23 protein-coding genes are annotated in these 21,519 nt (G+C 33.2%); 5 read left to right on the top strand and 18 right to left on the bottom strand.

The window, feature by feature from the left end:
* Nucleotides 1-83: 83 nt before the first annotated feature.
* The 11 genes from atpE to ACW5R3_RS01865 all read right to left on the bottom strand — a co-directional run bounded on the left by atpE (nt 84) and on the right by ACW5R3_RS01865 (nt 9,021).
* Nucleotides 84-272 carry an ATP synthase F0 subunit C gene (gene atpE / locus ACW5R3_RS01915; RefSeq protein WP_028288795.1) on the bottom strand — a complete coding sequence of 63 codons (189 nt, stop codon included), beginning with the start codon at nt 270-272 and terminating at the stop codon, nt 84-86.
* A 115-nt stretch (nt 273-387) separates the two neighbouring features.
* Complete coding sequence (gene atpB, locus ACW5R3_RS01910; protein WP_456577934.1) at nt 388-1,500, bottom strand: F0F1 ATP synthase subunit A; 1,113 nt, start codon at nt 1,498-1,500, stop codon at nt 388-390.
* A 139-nt stretch (nt 1,501-1,639) separates the two neighbouring features.
* Nucleotides 1,640-2,011 (bottom strand): DUF6168 family protein, encoded by a 372-nt coding sequence (locus tag ACW5R3_RS01905; RefSeq protein ID WP_456577933.1) that lies wholly within the window; start codon nt 2,009-2,011, stop codon nt 1,640-1,642.
* The gene (locus ACW5R3_RS01900) at nt 2,004-2,252 is read right to left on the bottom strand and encodes an AtpZ/AtpI family protein (protein ID WP_456577932.1); all 249 of its coding nucleotides are present in this window, start codon (nt 2,250-2,252) and stop codon (nt 2,004-2,006) included. Before ACW5R3_RS01900 ends, ACW5R3_RS01905 begins: the two co-directional genes overlap by 8 nt.
* On the bottom strand, nt 2,209-2,631 hold the full coding sequence (locus ACW5R3_RS01895) for a bactofilin family protein (protein WP_456577931.1): 423 nt from the start codon (nt 2,629-2,631) through the stop codon (nt 2,209-2,211). Before ACW5R3_RS01895 ends, ACW5R3_RS01900 begins: the two co-directional genes overlap by 44 nt.
* 10 nt (nt 2,632-2,641) lie before the next feature.
* A complete protein-coding gene (gene porW, locus ACW5R3_RS01890) occupies nt 2,642-5,233 on the bottom strand; it encodes a type IX secretion system periplasmic lipoprotein PorW/SprE (protein ID WP_456577930.1) in 2,592 nt (863 codons plus the stop codon).
* An 80-nt stretch (nt 5,234-5,313) separates the two neighbouring features.
* Entirely contained in the window at nt 5,314-6,021 is a 708-nt protein-coding gene (locus ACW5R3_RS01885; RefSeq protein ID WP_456577929.1) for an ABC transporter ATP-binding protein, read from the bottom strand.
* 26 nt (nt 6,022-6,047) lie between these two features.
* Nucleotides 6,048-7,520 carry a DUF5687 family protein gene (locus ACW5R3_RS01880; protein WP_456577928.1) on the bottom strand — a complete coding sequence of 491 codons (1,473 nt, stop codon included), beginning with the start codon at nt 7,518-7,520 and terminating at the stop codon, nt 6,048-6,050.
* 22 nt (nt 7,521-7,542) lie between these two features.
* Entirely contained in the window at nt 7,543-7,953 is a 411-nt protein-coding gene (locus tag ACW5R3_RS01875) for a DUF2059 domain-containing protein (RefSeq protein ID WP_456577927.1), read from the bottom strand.
* Between the two features lie 46 nt (nt 7,954-7,999).
* Nucleotides 8,000-8,683: a hypothetical protein gene (locus ACW5R3_RS01870; RefSeq protein WP_456577926.1), complete on the bottom strand. Its 684-nt coding sequence runs from the start codon at nt 8,681-8,683 to the stop codon at nt 8,000-8,002.
* A 2-nt stretch (nt 8,684-8,685) separates the two neighbouring features.
* Complete coding sequence (locus tag ACW5R3_RS01865; protein WP_456577925.1) at nt 8,686-9,021, bottom strand: PadR family transcriptional regulator; 336 nt, start codon at nt 9,019-9,021, stop codon at nt 8,686-8,688.
* 110 nt (nt 9,022-9,131) lie between these two features.
* Between ACW5R3_RS01865 and ACW5R3_RS01860 the strand changes: the two genes are divergently transcribed.
* Nucleotides 9,132-10,190 carry a 2Fe-2S iron-sulfur cluster-binding protein gene (locus ACW5R3_RS01860; RefSeq protein WP_456577924.1) on the top strand — a complete coding sequence of 353 codons (1,059 nt, stop codon included), beginning with the start codon at nt 9,132-9,134 and terminating at the stop codon, nt 10,188-10,190.
* A 26-nt stretch (nt 10,191-10,216) separates the two neighbouring features.
* On the opposite strand, the gene ACW5R3_RS01855 is transcribed toward ACW5R3_RS01860, so the two are convergent.
* Nucleotides 10,217-11,188, bottom strand: coding sequence for a glycosyltransferase family 9 protein (locus tag ACW5R3_RS01855; RefSeq protein ID WP_456578844.1), 972 nt, complete (start codon nt 11,186-11,188; stop codon nt 10,217-10,219).
* A 118-nt stretch (nt 11,189-11,306) separates the two neighbouring features.
* Nucleotides 11,307-11,915: a DUF4254 domain-containing protein gene (locus ACW5R3_RS01850; RefSeq protein ID WP_456577923.1), complete on the bottom strand. Its 609-nt coding sequence runs from the start codon at nt 11,913-11,915 to the stop codon at nt 11,307-11,309.
* Nucleotides 11,916-11,987: 72 nt separating this feature from the next.
* On the opposite strand from ACW5R3_RS01850, the gene upp reads away from it, so the two are divergent.
* On the top strand, nt 11,988-12,647 hold the full coding sequence (gene upp / locus ACW5R3_RS01845; RefSeq protein ID WP_456577922.1) for a uracil phosphoribosyltransferase: 660 nt from the start codon (nt 11,988-11,990) through the stop codon (nt 12,645-12,647).
* Here the strand turns inward: upp and ACW5R3_RS01840 are convergent.
* Nucleotides 12,636-13,559: a DUF6427 family protein gene (locus ACW5R3_RS01840; RefSeq protein WP_456577921.1), complete on the bottom strand. Its 924-nt coding sequence runs from the start codon at nt 13,557-13,559 to the stop codon at nt 12,636-12,638. The two genes, upp and ACW5R3_RS01840, sit on opposite strands and share 12 nt — an antisense overlap.
* 161 nt (nt 13,560-13,720) lie before the next feature.
* Here ACW5R3_RS01840 and ACW5R3_RS01835 point away from each other — a divergent pair, with 161 nt between their 5' ends.
* A complete protein-coding gene (locus ACW5R3_RS01835) occupies nt 13,721-13,948 on the top strand; it encodes a DUF6341 family protein (RefSeq protein ID WP_456577920.1) in 228 nt (75 codons plus the stop codon).
* Here the strand turns inward: ACW5R3_RS01835 and purD are convergent.
* On the bottom strand, nt 13,943-15,214 hold the full coding sequence (purD, locus tag ACW5R3_RS01830) for a phosphoribosylamine--glycine ligase (protein ID WP_456577919.1): 1,272 nt from the start codon (nt 15,212-15,214) through the stop codon (nt 13,943-13,945). The two genes, ACW5R3_RS01835 and purD, sit on opposite strands and share 6 nt — an antisense overlap.
* An 82-nt stretch (nt 15,215-15,296) precedes the next feature.
* Between purD and ACW5R3_RS01825 the strand changes: the two genes are divergently transcribed.
* Entirely contained in the window at nt 15,297-16,613 is a 1,317-nt protein-coding gene (locus ACW5R3_RS01825) for a phenylacetate--CoA ligase family protein (protein ID WP_456577918.1), read from the top strand.
* Between the two features lie 9 nt (nt 16,614-16,622).
* Nucleotides 16,623-17,786, top strand: a complete 1,164-nt coding sequence (locus ACW5R3_RS01820; protein ID WP_456577917.1) for a glycosyltransferase family 4 protein — start codon at nt 16,623-16,625, stop codon at nt 17,784-17,786.
* On the opposite strand, the gene ACW5R3_RS01815 is transcribed toward ACW5R3_RS01820, so the two are convergent.
* Genes ACW5R3_RS01815 through ACW5R3_RS01805 form a run of 3 tightly spaced genes read right to left on the bottom strand, consistent with a single transcriptional unit; the run spans nt 17,783 to nt 21,437 of the window.
* Nucleotides 17,783-19,141 carry an undecaprenyl-phosphate glucose phosphotransferase gene (locus ACW5R3_RS01815; protein WP_456577916.1) on the bottom strand — a complete coding sequence of 453 codons (1,359 nt, stop codon included), beginning with the start codon at nt 19,139-19,141 and terminating at the stop codon, nt 17,783-17,785. The genes ACW5R3_RS01820 and ACW5R3_RS01815 overlap by 4 nt on opposite strands.
* Entirely contained in the window at nt 19,141-20,127 is a 987-nt protein-coding gene (locus tag ACW5R3_RS01810; protein WP_456577915.1) for a UDP-glucuronic acid decarboxylase family protein, read from the bottom strand. The genes ACW5R3_RS01815 and ACW5R3_RS01810 overlap by 1 nt, the downstream gene beginning before the upstream one ends.
* Nucleotides 20,127-21,437, bottom strand: a complete 1,311-nt coding sequence (locus tag ACW5R3_RS01805; protein WP_456577914.1) for a UDP-glucose dehydrogenase family protein — start codon at nt 21,435-21,437, stop codon at nt 20,127-20,129. The genes ACW5R3_RS01810 and ACW5R3_RS01805 overlap by 1 nt, the downstream gene beginning before the upstream one ends.
* Between the last annotated feature and the right edge of the window lie 82 nt (nt 21,438-21,519).

Below are 21,519 nucleotides of genomic sequence, written 5' to 3'. Positions count from 1 at the left end.
TTACTTAAATTTTGTTTTTGTTTAATTTAAAACAGTTTCTGCAACCAACCGTTGCAGAAAACTGTTTCTTTTTGTTTTTAGGATTATGCTCCTAAGATTAATGCACCGAATGCTAAACCTTCTAATAAGGCTCCAATGATGATCATTGCAGTTTGGATCTTTCCAGCTGCTTCTGGTTGACGAGCAATAGATTCCATTGCTTTTCCACCGATTTGACCTAGACCGATACCACCACCGATTACGATTAATCCTGCTCCAATTAAATTGTACATACTAATTTGGTTTTATAAATATTAATTAAACAAATTCTTCTTTTCAGCTATTACGACATACAAGCTATCGTTTTCGCCTTATAATGAATGCTAATAAATTAGCGTTCTAACTTTTTTAATGGTGATCATCGTGCTCTTCTACAGCCATACCAATAAATAACGATGATAACATGGTAAAAATAAAGGCCTGTAAGAAAGCTACTAAAATCTCAATAAACATGATAAACAATGACAACACTAAAGACATCCCTGTTGATGCTACTGGACCAAAGGCGTCTTTCATAGTAATCATTAAAGCCATTAAACTCATCACTACAAAGTGACCCGCTGTAATGTTTGCAAATAAACGCACTAATAATGAGAACGGCTTGATAATTACAAATCCTACTAATTCAATAATAGCAAGAATTGGACGTAATATATACGGTACACCTGGCATCCATAATGTATGTGCCCAAAAATCTTTTGTTCCACTTACCATATATATAATCATCGTGAAAATTGCTAAACATGCTGTTACTGCAATTTGTCCTGTAACGTTAAACCCTAAAGGTGTTAATCCTAATATATTTAAGATCCAGATAAAGAAAAACACAGTTAATAAAAAGCCCATAAACTTACGGTACTTCTTTTCACCAATGTTTGGTCTTGCTATCTCATCACGTACATATATTACTAAAGGCTCTAATACTCTAGAAAATCCTTTTGGTATCGTATTTCCTTTTTTATAACCTCTAGCCAACATGCCAAATCCTAGCAACATTAAAAGACCTGCTAAAATCATCCCAAATACACTTTTAGTAATTGAGAAGTCTAATACTTTATGACCGTTAGTTGGGTGATGTGTTTCATCAAAACTAAGTGCAGTTGCACCGTTTTCTAATTCGTAAATTTTAGAATGATACTTTACAAGTCTTGTATCACCTTTCTCTACAACAACATTACCATTATCATCATGGTGAAATGCAGAAGACATAAATGTCTTTAAACCATTACTTGTCCAAACAATTACCGGCAATGGAAAGCTATAATGCTTACCAGTTTCGTTATCTGTATACAGGTGAAAATCGTGAGAATCCTTAAGGTGATGCGCTATATACGCACGAATCTCTTCAGGTGAATCCACTAGATTATTTTCAACAGCATCATCTTGAGCAAAAGCTGAAAAAGAAGTAAGTGCTAAAACGAATACTACTAAAAACTTGATAGATTTTGTTGCTACCATCATATTTTTTCTAAATAATGAAATTTATGCTTTCCTAAATTTTGTGCAAATGTACGTAATAATTTAAAAAACCAAACCCCTTTTTTCTTTTAGTTTTTGTTGTTTGAAAAAAAATAAAAATAATGAGGCTTAACTTTTGTAACTATTTGCTATTTAACAACTTTGCAACAGCAATAGCTTCGGTGGTTAGAAAAATAAATAATGGAATAACGATTGCCACCCGTTCTGATTGGGTTAAAGTATCACTTTCAAATATGGCATCTTTGAAGATCAACAGAAATGCACCTATTTTAAAACACATAAGCATAAGATAAGTATAACCTGCTTGGGCGGGTAAATTTTCAGCTACAAATTCTACTATTATATACACAACAGCCACTGAAATGGCATGAAAAAGATAGACTTGAAATAAAGAAAAGCTTAATGTTGTTTGTATTAAACTTTCGTGGACAAAGTAACTGGATACAAATAATAACAATACGGCAAGTAGTACAAAAATTATGCGTTTAATCATCTGGGTTGTCTTTTGTTATTTTTAAAACTTGAAATATTACTGAAAACATAGCTACAAAAACAGCTACTAAGGTTATAATTTTATAGTATAATTGGTTGGAATTTTCAAACTGAACATCTAACCAGGCGCCTAACTTACTTCCTAAATATATAGTTAACCCCATTTGTAGAGCAATAGATGTAAACCGAATATATTTATTAAGTTGCTTGGGCTTCTTTTTGTTGGGTTTGTTTACGCTCATGTGTGTTTGTTTTTTTTTTAGCACTATTCATCGTACAATTAACATTGAATGTTGCTCCTGGCTCTACTGCCAATTTACCAAGCGTTACATCGCCTTCTATAACTGCGGTACTTTTTAGAGTTAGAATTCCTGTGATACTTAAAGTACCAGAAAACTTTCCTTCAAAATAAGCATCGGTACCAACTATAGTTCCACTAACAAAACCCGACTTTCCAACCACAATTTTTCCAGCAGTTTTAATAGTACCTTCTACCGTACCATCGATTCTGAAATCTCCATCACTTTCTAAATCGCCAACAATACGCGTACCTTGGGCTATTAAATTTTGATTGGATGAATTTTCAAAACTCGATTTACTTTTTTTATTTTCTGAAAACATGCTAATATTTTTAGGGCGTATCTGTCTGCTTTAAATAGGCATCCATATTTTTATGAATTTGAAGCGTTGCATAATTGGATGAGGAAATAGCAAAATGTTGCTGTTTTATTTTACCTTTCTTCTTTTCTTCTAAAGATGCTGCATAACCCGATGCGCCTTCTTTACTTGTTAATCCATGCACTAAAACAAACGTCGTTTCCGGTGTATACACATCTACAGAAATTGTTAAATCGAACACATTAACTTGCTTGATTTCTGCTTCAAGTTTTTTGACAAATTCTGCTATTTCTGTTTCGTTATTGGCATTAAAATAATAAACCACTTTATACTTATGCTCTTCAGGATTATCTACAAATTCAGAACTGCTAATCTTAGGCAACAAATTATTAGCAATACTCTGAGCTTGCGCACCTTCTTCAGTATTAGCATAATTATAAGCCACAAAGTTTACAGCCTTACTGTAGGCATCATAACCATACAAACGTCCGGTTGCCTGCGCTTTTAGCAGTTCGAACTTTGGCACCATTACATCTCCTTCAAACATAGAAATTGCCGTATCTGACTCTTCTATAACTTTTTGATATTTCTGATTTAATAAATCGTCATATAATTTCTCATAAACACTTTGCGGACTACCAGCATCTTTAGCTAAAGCTGAATCTGGATTCTGTAAGATAGCGGCATATCGTGATTCTGGGTAATTAGTTATAATATCATTTTTAGCTATTTCAGCTTCTGCATCTTGACCTTCTAAAACATATATTTTATATAAATTGTATTTAGTTGGTACTACTAATTTCTCATTAGGATTAAAACTCAATAACGTTTGAAATTTATCTTTCGACAATTCATATTCCTTAAATTTCTCTTTATAGATAAGTCCCAATTGGTAATATGCACGGTTGCGCTCTCTAGAAAGACTATCAATAACCTGTAAATCGCTAGGGATTTGAGCTAAATAAAACTCAGGGTCGAATAATTCGTTTTCAGCCTCAGCTTCTACCAATTCATCTGTAATAGTATTGGTTGTAGATTTAGTAATACTAGCCCATCGCCAATTGTCTTTTAACTCTCTATCTCCCCAATTTTTAATAAACTGATTTTTTCCATAAGCTACAGTATTAGAGTTATAAAAATAAAACTCCGAAGCAGCACCTGCAGCTGGACCTCCTGCTTGCTTTATAAAGGAATTACCATTATCAAAAGCACCGGCATTTGCTTGAATAAGACCTTGATTGCGCTCTAATTCAGCCAAACGTTCTTTTTCTGCTTCTGCAGCTAGTTTTAACGTTTGTGTATAGTCTTCAAAATAAGCGGTACGCTCATTATCTGACATGGCTACTAAATTTAAAATACTATCGTTAGCAATAGCAATATCTTCGTATAAAATAACATCCTCCAAATTATCACGCTTACGCTTTATAACTCGGTAAGGTTTGCTGTTCTTTTTCATATTACGCATAGTACTGTCATAATATGCTCCGGCTATTTTATACTCGGTATAATCGAAAAATATATCACCTAGATTTTCATAATCTTTTGAAACCAATATCCTATCGGTTGGGTTGGTTCGCAAGGATTTGTTATAATACTCTACAGCTAAAGAATCGGCATTATTTTTTAGATGATATTGTCCTATTTGATAATATATTTTACTTAAAAACGGTCTATTTTCACGATCGTCTTCCAATTCGTAAAGTAAAGTAATAAGGGCCTGCTTATCGCCTTCATCAAAATCAAAATTACGGGCTTTTCCTACGTATGCTGCTATACGATAAGGACGCGGTGTTTTTCGATTTAAATCAATCACCTTATCGAATGCTATATTAGCACTGTCTTTTAGTTCTAATCGGTTATAGAGTTGCGCTTGTATAAAATAATATCTGCCACGTTCCTCATTACTTTTTGTAGCTTCGGTAGCGGTTTTTAATTGCCAAACAGCACTGTCTAAAGATTTTGTATTAATATAAGCTTGCGCCAACATAGATGTTGCATCGGCAAGATCCTGTCCTTCTAACTCTTCTTGAAACAACAACCGTTTTAAGTTGGTAATTGCTAACTCGTCATTTTCTAACCTAATATTAGTTTTTTCACGCCAAATTTTAGCCTGATTAATTTTATCACTTGCAGGGTATTTGTATAGAATATAATTGAAAGCCTGTAACGCAGGAACAAAACGCTGATCGAAATAACGAGCTTTACCTAACAAGAGGTAGGCTTCATCAATTTGCGGGTTTTTTTCTTTCCCTTTAATATTCATCCCATGCTTTTGGATAGCCTTGATTGCTTTCTCTTCGGCACGTTCAAAATCTTGATTTTTATTTTGCCCCGGTAGCATCACCTCTTCGGATACCTGCATACGTTCTATGGGTAAAATCTCCCAATAGTTATCATCGTAAGCGTCATTAACACTCTTCTGTCCGGTTTCTAAGGCTAGATAACCATTATAAAGTATGTTATATTTTGTAGACATCGCATGCATATTGCGACTTAAAAAAGAATCTTTTTTACGTGAACAACTGGTTATTACAAGTGTAATACTAAAAAGAAATATGATAATTCTAAAAGCGGTCTTCAACGTTGATCGTGTTTGATTATACATAACTAAAAACAGCTATATATATTATGTATTGGCGTAAAAATAAGCATCTTTTTGAATAATTGTAATAAAAGCTTATACTTTTAAACAGTTTCTGTACCGGCAAAATGCGCTTCAAGCTCTTTTAATGTTGCTGGGCTTGTTTGTAAATCCTTAACAACCTCGCCTTTTTCTAAAACAACAATACGCTCACAAACATCTGTAACATGCAATAAATCATGACTAGAAATTAAAACAGTAACGCCTTTTGTTTCTGCCAAATCTTTAATAATACTTTTTAATCGTATTTGAGTAGTCGGATCTAAATTAGCGAATGGTTCATCTAAGATAATAACTTCAGGGTTCCCTATTAATGCAGCTATAATACCAGCTTTCTTTTGATTTCCTTTACTTAAATCACGCAAGTATTTTTTTTGATTCAATATTTCGCCATGGAAAAAGTCCTCAAATTGTGAAACTAATTTATCCACATCAGCTTTATTCTGACCTCGTAACTCACCTATAAAATAGAAGTATTCTTCTGCTGTTAAATAGCCTATAAGAAAACTTTCATCTATAAAAGCAGCTGTAAACGGCTTCCAGTCTTCGCTTTCATTTACTAAAACATTATTATTTTTAATATAGCCAGTTGTAGGCTGTATTAAATCCAATAATAAACTAAAATAAGTTGTTTTTCCTGCTCCATTATTTCCTACCAAACCAAAACTTTGACCTTTAGGAATATCCAATGAAGAGATATTTAAAACTTGATTGCCGTTATATTTTTTTGAAAGATTAGATGTAATTATCATGGGTAATTGAAATTAGAAATGAGTGATTATTTTTTTTCGCCATAAGCGGCAATGGTTTTATACTTTCCATTTTGGTAAATGTTTTCAATTTGCTTTAAAAAATAGTTTTTCAAAACAATACCTAACACACCACTTAAGCCTAACACAATAATGCCTGTTTCGAAATTAACAAGCTTATACGGAACATAAAACAAGCCCATAGGAAGCAACATTTTAGGTAGAGCAATAAGCATCTGGGTTGGGTTAAACCCATTGGTATTACCAAACGCTTTAGCTTTGGTATTTAATTCTACTGGCATTCTATTTAAGGCACCGCCAAACAAGGTTATAAACGAATTTAACCCAATATTAAACAAGGCGCCAGCAGCTATCATTCCAAAAATGTCCCAACCAAAATAAATATAAGGCACACTTAAAACAAATGAGATTGTAACAGCTACCACCATTAAATACCATTTAGATTCTAAATATTGACGGTATGGAATGTTCTGGCTCATTAACATTTTATAGTATTCACTATCCCAAGATGGCACTAATTGACCAAAGGTCATTAAAAAACCACCTGTTATAAATATAGAGGCAAATGCTAAAATAGCTGGCATTTCTTTGTACGAATCCTGTGTATAGAATATTAAGCCATAAAATAAGAACGCAAAAGACATCATCATGGTTTGTTTTGGTCTGGCGTTTCTCCAAATTAATTTAATATCATTCTTTAAAAATGGTGCTATACTTCCAAATCTATCAAACCAAGATAAATCTGTAGCTTCCACTACTTTTACCTTTTTAGATACGGCATCATCCAAATAAAACCCTTTTTTAATAAACTTAAAATTCAACTTATATAAGAGGACTAGCAAAGCAACAGGAACAACTAACAAACTTGGATAACTATACAAAGCGTTAAATGCCACACCTATAGGTTTAGACACTGCAAAAACACCATAAAATTCCAACGCTATTAAACCAAGAAATAAAGGTGCTGCAATGTAAAAAACAGTATTACTTTTATTAATCAGGAAGTTTAAGAAATTTATAATTAAGGTAATTGAAAAAACAGTCAAGAACCAACATACAACATTCAAGACCGGGTAACCTTCAGATAATAATACAATTGAAAATGGTAAAAACAAAAACACCGATAGGAAATTAAAAAACGACAATGCTGTTTTACCTAGTAAAAAATGAATTACAGTATCACGTTTTATAGGAATTGTCATGAGTGGTTTAACATTCATAACGGGTAATTGCTGTAAAAAATAGCGAATAAGTAATTCAAACAAAAACCAATAAATTAGGTAGTTGTTTATAGTTATTACAGGATCGATATCCGGCACCGCTTTACGAGCAATAAAAAACATAGCACCTCCCAAAAACAAGGCAATTCCTCCAAAATAAATAGCACCTAAAATAAGGAAAATCTTAATCGCAATACCTTTCTGAAAATAAGAAGCACGCTTAAACTGCTTCCATTCGAGACTTAAAAACTGTTTAATCATAATCAATTTTTTAGGTTTTTAATTAGTTAGTACCGCTATATTTCTGTGCAATCTTAGAAACTTCCATACCCCAATTTTGACCTAAAGCCATTCCTTTTTGTGTCATTAAACTTTGTTTAGAGGCTAGTTTTTTTCCCACTTCTGTTTTGTAAAAAGCAGTTAACTCTTTAATCTCATCTAAGGTAAATTCTGCCATATAAAGCTCTGCCATATCGCCAAACAAACCTTCTAAAGTTCCATTAGCTTCTTTTTTAAAAGCAGCCTTATTTTCTTCAGGAACCATGGCGCCTATTTGAGAAATAGCATCATCAAAAGTAGTTGTTGCTCCTGTTAACTCTAAAAACTCAATAGTTTGATTTTTAAATTCGTTTGAATCTTGTGCATACATAGTAAGGGTTACACACATTAAAAAAATTGAAAGTAGTGTTTTCATTAGTTGGGCGTTTAGTTATTTATAAGTGTATCAAATATATAAAATGTTACATATTATATTCCGGATACGTTTCTTGAAGATGAAAAGTAGCATTTTTTGGAAGAATAACTACCGTTATATAGGTGTAAATTATAACTACTGTAAAAACTATAGCACAAATTAACGGGATTAGCCCTGTAAGTTTGTCCGTGTGTGTTAATATCTGGAATATTTGAGGCCCTATTACTAAAGTTCCAATTCCTGCATTTCTGGATATAAGATCTTCCAAAAGCCATAACTTTTCAGACGCTTCTCGTTTTTTCTTTATTTTTCTATTCATTGAAATGGTTGAAATAAATAAAAGTACACAAAGTATAATATAAAAGGCATTAAATAAAAGACCACCCATTTCGCTTGAAAAAATAGTGTAAAGCGCAGTAAAAATAGCAGTAGTTAATATAATTTGTGGCAATCTAAACCAATCTTTAGCGTAATTCCAAAGTAATTTCATGTAGGTTTTAGACATGGCTTTTTGGCGCTGTTCTACCACTTCCATAAATCCAAAAATGCCGAATTTTTTAAACGAGGTTTCACGAGCCTCTTCAAAATTTATTTTTGGATTTTCAGACATGATAACTTCTATATCATTAGCCATATGATCAACTAACTCCGTTTGTAAATCATAATATTCCACATAATGTTTTCGGGTGAAAGCATATAAATCAGTAATTTGTTCAGGTGTTAGTGCCATAATCAATAACTTAATTTCGGATTAATCAAAGCTTGAAGCGTTGCTATATATTGTTCTAATTCAGTTAATTTATTAGCTGTTTCAGTCGTCCCTTTTTCTGTTAGTTTATAATATTTTCGTAATCTATTATCAACTTTCATTACTTCAACGTCCAACAAACCATCGGCTTCTAGTTTATGGAGAGACGGATATAAAGCACCTTCGGTAATTTGCAATTCACCTTTGGTTAGTGCTTTTACCTTTTGTGTTATCTCATAACCATACATTTTATCGTGCTCACTTAAAAGCTTCAATATTATGGTTGTTAAACTGCCTTTATATAAATTGGATTTCGCCATACACTTCAAATATATACATAATTATCTTAGGTATATAAATATTTAAATTATTTTCAGCAATTCTATGCTTAAAAACAAAGGCTTCACTATTTTTGTAAAAAATCATTTTTATGTCACATTTCCATACACTTTCAGTTAAAGAGCTACATAAAGAAACAGACAAATCGGTAACCATTAGTTTTGAGGTTCCAACAGATTTAAAGTCCGTTTTTAAATTTCAAGCGGGACAATACATCACGTTGAAAACTAGCTTAAACGGCGAAGAATTACGTCGTGATTACTCACTGTGTTCATCTCCAAAAAGTGGCGAATTAAAAGTAGCGGTTAAAGAAGTTACCAATGGTAAATTTTCAGCCTATGCGAATAATGATTTAAAAGTTGGTGACACATTAGAAGTAGCACCACCAAAAGGGAGGTTTGTTTTTGAGCCTAACGACAAAAAAACTAAAAACATTGGTTTATTTGCTGCTGGTAGTGGAATTACACCTGTTTTAAGCATTGTAAAATGTGCTTTAGAAGAAGAAGTAAACAGTAAAGTTATTTTAGTTTATGGTAATAAAACACCGCAAGATACGATGTTTTTAAATGAACTATTAGACTTGCAACACAATCATAAAGACCGTTTCACCATCCAGTTTGTATTTAGTCAAGCCGATGAAACCGATGCTATTTTTGGTCGCATTGAAAAAAGCACCGTTAATTATGTCATGAAAAATAAGCATAAAGATATTGAAGTTGACGCTTTTTATTTATGTGGACCAGAAGCCATGATTCATACTGTTAAAGATGTTTTAACAGAACATAATATTCAGGAAGATCGTATTCATTTTGAATTATTTAAAGCGGCAAAGCCAACCGAAAACACTGCAGCAGAAATTGTAGCAAACGGACAAACTAAAATAACAGTCGTAGTTGATGATGAGGAAACTACCTTTGAAATGAACCAAAAGCAAACGGTTTTAGAAGCTGCTTTAGATGAAGATTTAGATGCGCCCTACTCTTGCCAAGGTGGAATTTGCAGTAGTTGTCTAGCCCGAATTACTGAAGGTGAAGCAACCATGCGTCAAAACAATATTTTAACCGATAGTGAAGTTGCCGAAGGCTTAATTTTAACCTGCCAGGCACACCCAACCACACCGACTTTGAAGGTAGATTTTGATGATGTCTAATTAAAAATACTTTGGAAATAGTATAACTATACTAAAAGGCTTCTTATTTTTGAAACAACTGTTTCAACAGCAACGCTTCCTGCGGCAGATTCATACCCTTCTGGGTACTTATTACCGTAAATAGAAGTTGGAATTAATGGATATTGATTTCTATCTGCTACTAAAGCATAATCAGCTGGCTGATTAAATGGCGCAAAACCAGCAAATGGATGTGTTACTCCCCAAATAGTAACAACCTTTACGCCAAGCATAGCGGCTAAATGCGCATTACCTGAATCCATAGAAAGCATAACATCTAAATTGGAAATAACATCCAATTCTTCAGTAAATGATAATTTTCCAGCCATATTAATAACACTATCGGATTCAAAAGAGTTTAGAATTTCAATCTCCGCTTTTCCTCCACCAAATAACAATACTTGATACTCTTGAGTCAGTTCTTTAATAATCTCTTCCATTTGCTCTAGAGGGTACTTTTTACCATCATGAGCTGCAAAAGGTGCAATACCAATACGTTTTCTTCCTGATACTCCAAGAACACCAGACACATGTGGATTTAGAGGTGCTGGAAACGGATACTTTGGCTTACTTAAATCCAAAGGAAAACCTAAAGACTCAAACACATCGGCATAACGCTGGTGTGTAGTTTTTAACTGTTGGAACAATTGGCCTTTGGTAAGTTGTTTTTTAGCTGCTCTTCCTTTATCTATCGTGGCTACCTCACCTGAACTTAAAAATAGTTTTAAAATCCTTGTTCTTAAAATATGGTGTAAATCGGCAATAGCATCGCAGTTTAGAGCTTTTAGTTCACGTGACAATTTAAATAACCCCATAAATCCTTTATGAACGCCTTTTACATCGGCTGGATATACGGTTACATTTTTTAAATCGCGAAATAAAGGAGCGAAGAATGCACGTGTTAATACTGTAATTTTAACACGTGGATATTGTTGTGTAAATGCACGAAGCACAGGAACTGTCATAGCCACGTCTCCCATAGCAGAAAGTCGAATAACGAGTATATGTTTGGGTTTGGACATGGCTTTATAGTCACATTTAAGCGACATGAAAATGAATAGTTAGCAAATTTTCATACCGCTTGGAATAAATAGATTACTACTTCTGAGAACGTAATACGGGATTTAACTCATCGTCGTTATACATTTTCATCTGCTTGTACACTTTCATGTATTTATCACCTTTTTCAATATCTTCTAATAAGGTATCAATAGCTGTAGATAGATCCACACGTTGCTCCAATAAGACATCTAATTTTGTTTGACACGCAGCTAAATGTGCGTCAGTAGCATCTGTACGCGTTGCTTCTTCATGCATATGGTACACCTTAAGCGCTAAAATAGATAACCTATCTACACCCCAAGCAGGACTTTCGGTGTTAATAGTAGCATCTGCTTTTGGTGTTACATTTTTATATTTTTCAAGAAAATAACTATCAATATATTCAACCATATCCGTACGATCTTGGTTAGAACCATCAATTTGTCTTTTCAGTTTCAAAGCTGCAACAGGATCAATTTGTGGATCGCGAATAATATCTTCATAATGCCATTGTACGGTATCAATCCAACATTTACGATACAATAAATGCTCCAAAGTTTGAGAATCTTTATCATAAGGATTGTTGAAAGGTTGATCAACAGTATTAACAACGTGATAAGTTTCTATAACGTCTTGAAATATGGTATTGGCTTTTTCTGAAAACATGATATAAAAATTTTGAAACACAAATATAAACCTATTTATTAACTTTACAGTTCAAAACAAAATCAAAACAAAATGCATATTCATAATATTTCACTTGAAAATTCAATTTTAAACACGTTTATTTCTGAAATGCGTGATGTGGAAATTCAAAAAGACCCCATGCGATTTAGACGTAACATTGAGCGTGTAGGAGAAATTTTAGGTTATGAATTAAGCAAATCACTGAATTATAAATCAACTACGGTTCAAACACCTTTAGGTACGGCTGCCGAGTTTATTACTACTGATGATATTGTATTATGTTCCATCCTTCGCGCAGGAGTACCGCTTCATAATGGATTGCTAAACTACTTTGATAAAGCTGAAAATGCCTTTATTTCGGCTTACAGACATCATAAGACAAATCCTGAAAGTTTTGAAATTATAGTCGAGTATTTAGCGTGTCCAAATTTAGAAGGTAAAACACTTATTTTAGCCGATCCGATGTTAGCAACAGGCCAATCTATGGTAGCTACTTTTGAAGCTTTAAAACCGTTTGGAACACCAAAATCGGTACATTTAGTAAGTGTTATTGGAGCACAACAAGGCGTTGATTACGTGTCGAAACACTTAGGCTCTGACACTCATTTATGGATTGCTAAAGTGGATAAAGAATTGACAGACAAAGGATATATCATGCCTGGATTAGGAGATGCGGGCGACTTGGCTTTTGGTGAAAAATTACAACAGTAAACCCGCTATTGGAGCTACAATTAAAATCCAAACCAAAACCTCACGAAACCATTTTTCAGGAATTAGCTCAACATAGTTTGTAACAATTAGCGATAATGGCGCTATTAGAAAAATAAACTCTGAACCTGTTTTTTCTGGGGCAATAACTATAATTACTAGCGCAACGATAGCAGCAATAAGTACCAACATATAAGAAGGCCTGTAGCTTTTAGACTTGTTTTTTATATTTAATAGGTAGTAAAACAGCGACCAAATAAAGTATGAAAAGTAAATGGTAGCAGCAATAATAACAGATCTATTATTTAACGGTGTAAAGTCGAAACTTCTACCAAAACCAAAATTATTCACATACTGTGTTGCATCTATACCAAAAACAATAAGAATAGCATAAACTATAACCGCAACCATAACCACACCAATGAATGGAATAAGCCAATTTTTCACTTCGGTTATGGCATAAAAAAGCAAGGCAGCAAACAAAACAACGAAAAATAAAATACTCCAAAAATAGAGTAAGGTTGCCAAACTAATCCATATAGTGGCATCTAGTATTTTCTTCTTTTGGTCTTTTTGTGAACGTAAACTTACGATACGTCTTAAAGCTAAAAGGATAAAAAAGTTAGCAAAAATTAACTTTGTATTCAAAAACACATGACTCATTAACACCATAAATAAGCCATAAAAAAGAAGGTTATAGCTATTTTTCTGGGTTAGTTTATTCTTTATAGTTAGAAAATCGAATACAAAAATCGTAAAAAGACAAGCTGCAAATACGGTCAATTGTTTTAATGCAAAAACAAGCGTTAATTCTGGGCGCATTTTTAGTTTAGCAAGCACAAAACCCACCAAAAGTACCACGGAGATGACCGCTAAATGGATAGGTGTTGCTTTTCTAAAGAATTTTGAAATCATATATAGGCGAAAAATTACGGCTATGAGTTAAACTGATTTTGTAAATTACTAATATTCTCTTCAAATTATTAAAATTTAAAATGAAAAAAATGTAATTTTGTGGCATTACGTAACAAAAAATAAAGCCGCGCTCATTAATTGAGCCTTTAAAAATTAATATTATGTCTGATTTCTTTTATGCAATCCAAGATTTATTTGTAAATGTTTTACTAGCACCTTTTGATGCTTTACGAGTTTTAGAACTTGAAAGCTGGGTTGCTGCAAACACATTAAATTGGATTTTCATGCTTGTTGGTACAGTAGCATTTGTTTATTGGATGATTCAACTTAAAGGTTTTAATGATAACAATGAAGAAGATAAAAGTATCTCTTCACACGGTTACCTATAAATCGAATCCAATATCTTTTCTATAATTCATCTTATCAAAATGTAATTTACTTATATTTTGATAAGATTTTTTTAGTGCTTCATTGTAACTTTCGCCATAACTTGTCATAGCAAGCACACGACCACCTGAGGTTACAATTTTACCATCTTTTACAATTGCTCCTGCGTGAAACGGAATAGAGTCTTCTACATTTTCAAGACCTGTAATTTCATGTCCTTTCTCATAAGCTTCTGGATATCCTCCCGACACTAGCATAACGGTAGTTGCCGCACGCTCATCAATTTCAATAGTAACAGAGTCTAATGTTTGATTTGCCATTGCTTGAAAAATATCAACCAAATCATTTTTAAGCCTTGGTAAAACAACTTCGGTTTCCGGATCACCCATTCGAACGTTATACTCAATTACTTTTGGTTCATCACCAACTTTAATTAAACCAATAAACACAAAGCCAACATATGGTAAATTGTCTTTTTGCAGTCCATTTATTGTTGGTTTAACTACCTGTTCTTCTATTTTATTTAAAAATTCTGGTGTTGCAAAAGGTACTGGAGAAACAGCTCCCATACCACCTGTATTTAAACCCGTATCACCTTCTCCGATGCGCTTATAATCTTTAGCGGTTGGAAGTATTTTATAATTTTTTCCGTCCGTTAAAACAAAACAGCTTAATTCAATACCATCTAAAAACTCTTCAATAACAACTTTTGTACTAGCTGAACCAAACTTGGCATCTACTAGCATATTTTTTAACTCTGTTTTAGCTTCTTCTAAATCATTTAGTATTAAAACACCTTTACCTGCTGCCAAACCATCTGCTTTTAAAACATAAGGTGGTTTTAAGGTTTCTAAAAACGCATAACCAGCTTCTACAGTATCTGCACTAAAACTCTCATATGCTGCTGTTGGAATGTTATGACGCATCATGAACTCTTTAGCAAACTCTTTACTTCCTTCAAGTTCTGCTGCCGCTTTTTCTGGTCCTATAACTGAAACCGCTTTTAAATCGGCATCACCTAAAAAGAAATCGTGAATACCTTGTACTAAAGGATCTTCTGGTCCTACAACAACCATATCTATTTGCTTATCTAAAACCACAGACTTTACAGCTTGAAAATCAGTTACATTAATGGCTATATTTTCAGCTATAGCAGCTGTACCTGAGTTTCCTGGTGCGACAAAAAGTGACTCACACAGAGCGCTTTGTTTCAATTTCCAAGCAAATGTGTGCTCTCTTCCTCCTGATCCTAATACTAAAATATTCATGTTGTTGTTGTTTGCTGCAAAAATAATTGCTTTTAAGCTTAAAAAACAATTATTTTACAAAAACATCTAACGCCAATTTCATTTGAATTTATTTGACCTTTCTTTACAAATCAATGGCTTCCCTATAAAAAAAGCCGAACAGATATTAAAAGAGGTCCAAGCTATACCAGAAGCTAATTACAAAAGCTATATTGAAAGTAAAAAAGATGAAATTGTTCAGTTTCACACCAAAAACAACTCCTTTTATCAAAATTTTATAAATAATCGTTGTTTAGATACTTGGGAATCTATCCCTGTTATGACCAAGCGTGACCTGCAAACTCCGTTAAATAAACGCTTATCAACTGGATATACACTAAAGAATGTGTATACCAATAAAACCTCTGGTTCCTCTGGAGCGCCCTTCTCGTTTGCTAAAGATTATGGGTGTCATGCTTTGACTTGGGCTGTTATTAAAAACAGATTTGGGTGGTATGGATTAGATTTTAATAGCTCAAAGCAAGCTCGTTTTTATGGTATTCCTCTTGATAAAAAAAACTATTACAAAGAACGTTTTAAAGATTTTCTAAGTTTCCGATATCGGTTTTCTGTATTTGATTTAACCGATAAAGCTTTTAAAAATCACCTAATTAAATTTAGAGCAACTCCTTTTAAATATTTAAACGGCTATACGAGCAGTATGGTACAGTTTGCTAAATTTTTAAACCGTAAGAAGCTTGTTTTGTCTACTATTTGCCCAACTTTAAAGGTTTGTGTTGTAACTTCTGAAATGCTTTTTGATGCCGACAAAAAATTACTAGAAGAGCAGTTTGGTGTTCCTGTTGTGAATGAATACGGTGCTTCTGAATTGGATTTAATAGCATTCCAAAACCCCACGAATCAATGGCAAATAAATAGCGAAACCTTGTTTGTTGAAATATTAGATGATAATAACCATGTTTTACCCAAAGGGGAATCTGGTAGAATTGTTATAACCTCTCTTTATAATAAAGCACATCCATTTATTCGTTACGATATTGGTGATATCGGTTGTCTTGACGAATCGGGTAGTTTAAAAAAACCAATACTTAAAAAACTTATTGGCAGAACAAACGATTTAGCTATTTTACCTAGTGGAAAGAAAGCAGCCGGACTAACATTTTATTATGTAACCAAGAGTATCATAGAAGATGATAACACCGTAAAAGAATTTGTTATTCATCAATTAAAACTAAATACTTTTAAAATTATTTATGCTAGTAGCTACGAATTATCAGAAACTAAAAAAACTGAAATAAAAAAAGCTATTACCACATATTTAGAACCTAATTTAGTTGTTATTTTTGAACGACAAGATGTATTAAAACGGTCTAAAAGTGGTAAACTAAAGCAGTTTTCATCATTTATAAAACAGCATTAAAACCTAATAGTGAAAAACATCCTAATAATAACCAGTTATTTCCCTCCAGAAACCGGAGCCGCTTCCAATAGAATTTTTCATTTGGCAACAGGTTTGGAGCAACAAAACTATAAGGTTTCTGTTATTACACCCCTACCAAACTATCCTAAAGGACAAATATTTGAAGCTTATACAGGGAAATTTTCTCAAACCTCAACAGAAAATAACATAACTATACACCGTTTATGGTTATATGCTAGCAACTCTAAAAATAAGTTACTCAGATTATTTGCCATGCTATCTTATAGCCTGAGTCTGATATGGTTTTTTATGTGGCATAAAATTCCGAATAAAGTTATTGTGCAATCGCCACCTTTATTGGTTGCCTTTACGTGCATGCTGTTTTTAAAGCGAAAAAAGCGAAAACTAATTTTAAATGTGAGTGACTTATGGCCTATTGCAGGCTTAGAATTAGGTGCTTTTAAAAGAAACTTTAGCTATAAGGTTCTTGAGAGAATAGAACAGTTTAACTATAAAAAAGCCGATTTAATTCTAGGACAGAGTAATGAAATATTGAATTATATTAAAACATACTTTCCAAACAAAGCTCTTTTTTTATACAGAAACTATCCTGATTTTACCTTACCAGAATTAGCCGAAACAAAAAAAAGCAACCAGAAAATAACTTTGGTATATGCGGGTTTACTTGGTATAGCTCAAGGTATTTTTAAATTATGTCAGTCCTTAGATTATTCAACTATAGATTTTCATATTTATGGCGGAGGTACGGAACAGCAAAAAATAATTGACTTTATTAATCAAAATCCAAACCTACCCATAACATATCATGGCGAGGTTAGTAGAGCAACACTTCACAAGGCACTTCTGAAGTATGATATTACAATAATTCCACTGCTTAACAGAATCTATGGATCGGTACCCTCAAAAATATTTGAATATGCCAGATTAGGGCTCCCTATGCTTTATTTTGGTGGTGGCGAAGGCGAAACACTAATTCAAAAACACCAGTTAGGTTGGGTTGCTGAAGCAGGAAATTACAATGCATTGAATAATAGCTTAAACAACTTGAACTTAGATGATATTCAATTAAAAAAGCGTCTTAACATTCAGCAAATGGCAAACAATCATTTCGACTTTAAGAAACAATTAGATGCTTTAACAAAAGTGCTTTAATAGGCTTTTTCTTCACCTTTTACAGCATTTATAAAGGTTTTTGTAATAATCTTTAGATCTAGAAGCAACGACCAATTTTCGATATAGAAGATATCGTATTTAACGCGACCAATAATATCCTTATCAGTTTCTACCTCACCTCTAAAGCCACTTATTTGGGCTAAACCAGTAATACCTGGTTTTACAAGGTGACGTACCATAAACTTATCAATACGCTTAGCATACATATTGGTATGACTTACCATGTGTGGCCGTGGTCCCACAACAGACATATCTCCAAAAAGCACATTAAAAAACTGTGGCAACTCATCAATACTAGTTTTTCTAATAAAGCGCCCTACTTTAGTTATACGTTGATCACCTCGTGTTGCCTGATATAAATGTGCATCTTTATTCGGCATCATTGAGCGGAATTTATAGCAATCAAACTCTCTATAATTAAACCCGTTCCTAGACTGTTTAAAAAACACTGGGCCTTTAGATTCTATCTTTATTAAAATGGCAATAATAGGCGTTAACCATGATAGTACGAAAACAATAACGAATGATGAGAAAATTATATCAAAAAGTCGTTTTACAACCTGATTTGCAGATTCTTCTAAAGGAATATTACGCAAGGATAAAACAGGAATATAATCGTAATATTCATATTTCAATTTCTTTGAATAAATGTCTTTATTGTCAGGTAGAAATTTTAATATAATTAGGTTATTATCCGCAAAATCTATGACTTTATTCATTTGCGCATTAGTCAGTTCGGAAATAGAACAATACAATTCCTCAATAGATTCTTTCTTTAAGAAACGCAAACAATCATCTAAATTGAAATCTTCTTTATTCTTTAAACTGAAGGTTTTTTTATGCTTATAACCGTATTCCGGATTGGTATTAAAAAATTTTTCTAAGGCTATAGTTTGCTTATTTCTTCCAAGAATAGCGGTTGTACGGTAGTTACCACCAAAAGAGGTTCGGTATTTTTGTAGCAGGTAATAAAATGCAAATTTAAAGATTGTTATGAGTAAGAATGATACTGCCACGTACTTTAAAACCAAATAAGGTTTAATATTTAATTCGTGATAGAAGCCTGAAAAAGCAAGTACAAAAAGAGCAAAAAGTACCATTTGCCTAAACACTAATGATAAAATGCTTATTTCACGTGTATACCTATAAACCTCATAAAACTTAGAGTTTACAGAAATAAATACCCATCCTAACGAAATGATAAAAGCAAATACCACAGGATCTACAAAGGTAAAGTAGTAAAGTACTGCTAAACCATTTATAATCATTAAATCAATTACATAGGAAATAGGCCTAATGTAAATAGAGTATCTACCGTTTTTAATTTGGCTCATTAATTTCTAATATGCTTTGAAAAATCTTTGTGTTCACTTCTATTTAATTCTTCAGGGGATAGCTGCTGGAAGTAATTAAATGTTTTCGCCATACCTTCGGCCCTATCAATTTTCGGGGTCCAATTTAATAGTTTTTTAGCCAAAGATATATCGGGTTGCCTTTGTAAAGGATCGTCTGTTGGAAGCTCTTTATAGATTATTTTTTGATTGGTTCCTGTTAGTTTTATAATTTCTTCTGCAAAATCTTTTATGGTTATTTCGTGTGGGTTTCCAATATTTACGGGATAAGAGTAATCGCTAAGTAATAGATTAAAAATACCCTCTACTTGATCATCCACATAGCAAAAAGAGCGTGTTTGTAAACCATCACCAAAAACGGTTAAATCTTCACCACGTAAAGCTTGCCCCATAAAAGCAGGAATAACACGACCATCGTTAAGGCGCATTCTTGGTCCGTATGTATTAAAAATACGTACAATTCTAGTTTCTATACCATGAAACCTATGATATGCCATAGTAATAGATTCTTGAAAACGTTTTGCTTCATCATAAACACCACGCGGTCCAATAGTATTAACATTTCCGTAGTAATCTTCTGTTTGTGGGTGCACCAATGGATCGCCATAAACCTCCGATGTAGAAGCTATTAATATTCGTGCTTTTTTAGCTTTTGCTAAACCCAATAAATTATGAGTACCAAGAGACCCTACTTTAAGCGTTTGAATTGGTATTTTTAAATAATCGATAGGACTCGCTGGTGATGCGAAATGTAAAATATAATCCAAATCACCTTCAATTTCTACAAAATCGGTTACATCGTGTTCAATAAACTTGAAGTTTGGATTGTTTTGTAGGTGTTGAATATTTTTAGAATCACCTGTAATGAAATTATCCATTCCAATAACAAAGTAACCTTCTTTGATAAAACGATCACTTAAATGAGATCCCAAAAAGCCTGCGGCTCCAGTTATTAATACCTTTTTCATTAACCTAGTGTCTTTCTTCCTATTGAACTGTAATAAAACCCTTCATGCTTTACATCTTCCATATCATATAAATTACGACCGTCAAAAATTACGGGCTCATTCATATCTGTTTTAAGTTTCTTAAAGTTAGGTGTTCTAAATATACTCCATTCTGTACAAATTATCAAAGCATCAGCACCTTGAATTGTTCCGTACATATCAGTCCCATATTGGATTTGATCTCCTATTTTACGTTGTACGTTTTCCATAGCTTCCGGATCGAAAGCTGTTACGATAGCGCCTTTTTTTATTAAATCTTCAATAATATATAATGCCGGTGCTTCGCGAATATCATCGGTTTCTGGTTTAAAAGCCAGACCCCAAACAGCTATTTTTTTACCTTTTAAATCTCCTTTAAAAAAGGCGTCAATTCGTGGTAAAAGAATACGTTTTTGTAAATCGTTTACTTTAATTACAGCATTTAATATATCAAAATCATAGTCATGATCTCTACCTGATTTATGTAAGGCTTTAACATCCTTAGGGAAACATGAGCCTCCGTAACCAATTCCTGGAAACAAAAATCGCTTTCCAATTCGGGAATCGGTTCCCATTCCTATTCTAACTTTATCAACATCAGCGCCTACTTTTTCGCAAAAGTTTGCAATTTCGTTCATAAACGTAATTTTAGTTGCTAGAAAGGAATTCGCTGCATACTTGGTTAATTCGGCAGATTTTTCATCCATAATAATTATGGGATTGCCAGAACGTACAAACGGTTTGTATAGTTTTTCCATTAATTTGGTTGCCCTGTCCGAGCTAGATCCAATTACGATACGTTCAGGTTTCATAAAATCATCTACAGCAAAACCTTCTCTTAAAAATTCAGGGTTAGAAACCACATCAAATTCAACCGTTGTTTCTTTTGAAATTGTTTCCTGAACTCGGTCTGCTGTTCCTACGGGAACGGTACTTTTATCGACTATAACCTTATAATCTTTTATTAATTTCCCGATATCTTTTGCTGCACCTAAAACATAAGACAAGTCCGCCGAACCATCTTCATCTTCAGGTGTAGGCAATGCTAAAAATACAATATCACCATGGTCTAACCCTGCTTCTAATGAGGTAGAGAATTTTAATCGACTGGCTTTAATGTTTCTTTCAAAAAGTATATCTAGATGCGGTTCATAAATAGGAACTTCACCTTGTTGCATTTTATCTACTTTACTCTTATCAATATCTATACATAAAACATTATTCCCTGTTTCTGCAAGACAGGTTCCTGTAACGAGACCTACATAGCCTGTTCCTATTACTGATATGTTCATTTAGCTTCCTTTTGTATCTGACAAAAATAGAAATAATTTAATACGTTTTACCCATTTGAAGATTATATTAATCCGATTGGCA

It is taken from the genome of Algorimicrobium bowmanii, assembly GCF_054031195.1.
Note: the sequence above shows the minus strand (reverse complement) of the source record. Positions and strands in the feature narration are given on the sequence as shown.

Bases quoted from the DNA above. Each gene is read 5' to 3' on its own strand.
- atpE (WP_028288795.1), bottom strand. From the start codon at position 272: ATGTACAATTTAATTGGAGCAGGATTAATCGTAATCGGTGGTGGTATC.
- atpB (WP_456577934.1), bottom strand. From the start codon at position 1,500: ATGATGGTAGCAACAAAATCTATCAAGTTTTTAGTAGTATTCGTTTTA.
- ACW5R3_RS01905 (WP_456577933.1), bottom strand. From the start codon at position 2,011: ATGATTAAACGCATAATTTTTGTACTACTTGCCGTATTGTTATTATTT.
- ACW5R3_RS01900 (WP_456577932.1), bottom strand. From the start codon at position 2,252: ATGAGCGTAAACAAACCCAACAAAAAGAAGCCCAAGCAACTTAATAAA.
- ACW5R3_RS01895 (WP_456577931.1), bottom strand. From the start codon at position 2,631: ATGTTTTCAGAAAATAAAAAAAGTAAATCGAGTTTTGAAAATTCATCC.
- porW (WP_456577930.1), bottom strand. From the start codon at position 5,233: ATGTATAATCAAACACGATCAACGTTGAAGACCGCTTTTAGAATTATC.
- ACW5R3_RS01885 (WP_456577929.1), bottom strand. From the start codon at position 6,021: ATGATAATTACATCTAATCTTTCAAAAAAATATAACGGCAATCAAGTT.
- ACW5R3_RS01880 (WP_456577928.1), bottom strand. From the start codon at position 7,520: ATGATTAAACAGTTTTTAAGTCTCGAATGGAAGCAGTTTAAGCGTGCT.
- ACW5R3_RS01875 (WP_456577927.1), bottom strand. From the start codon at position 7,953: ATGAAAACACTACTTTCAATTTTTTTAATGTGTGTAACCCTTACTATG.
- ACW5R3_RS01870 (WP_456577926.1), bottom strand. From the start codon at position 8,683: ATGGCACTAACACCTGAACAAATTACTGATTTATATGCTTTCACCCGA.
- ACW5R3_RS01865 (WP_456577925.1), bottom strand. From the start codon at position 9,021: ATGGCGAAATCCAATTTATATAAAGGCAGTTTAACAACCATAATATTG.
- ACW5R3_RS01860 (WP_456577924.1), top strand. From the start codon at position 9,132: ATGTCACATTTCCATACACTTTCAGTTAAAGAGCTACATAAAGAAACA.
- ACW5R3_RS01855 (WP_456578844.1), bottom strand. From the start codon at position 11,188: ATGGGAGACGTGGCTATGACAGTTCCTGTGCTTCGTGCATTTACACAA.
- ACW5R3_RS01850 (WP_456577923.1), bottom strand. From the start codon at position 11,915: ATGTTTTCAGAAAAAGCCAATACCATATTTCAAGACGTTATAGAAACT.
- upp (WP_456577922.1), top strand. From the start codon at position 11,988: ATGCATATTCATAATATTTCACTTGAAAATTCAATTTTAAACACGTTT.
- ACW5R3_RS01840 (WP_456577921.1), bottom strand. From the start codon at position 13,559: ATGATTTCAAAATTCTTTAGAAAAGCAACACCTATCCATTTAGCGGTC.
- ACW5R3_RS01835 (WP_456577920.1), top strand. From the start codon at position 13,721: ATGTCTGATTTCTTTTATGCAATCCAAGATTTATTTGTAAATGTTTTA.
- purD (WP_456577919.1), bottom strand. From the start codon at position 15,214: ATGAATATTTTAGTATTAGGATCAGGAGGAAGAGAGCACACATTTGCT.
- ACW5R3_RS01815 (WP_456577916.1), bottom strand. From the start codon at position 19,141: ATGAGCCAAATTAAAAACGGTAGATACTCTATTTACATTAGGCCTATT.
- ACW5R3_RS01810 (WP_456577915.1), bottom strand. From the start codon at position 20,127: ATGAAAAAGGTATTAATAACTGGAGCCGCAGGCTTTTTGGGATCTCAT.
- ACW5R3_RS01805 (WP_456577914.1), bottom strand. From the start codon at position 21,437: ATGAACATATCAGTAATAGGAACAGGCTATGTAGGTCTCGTTACAGGA.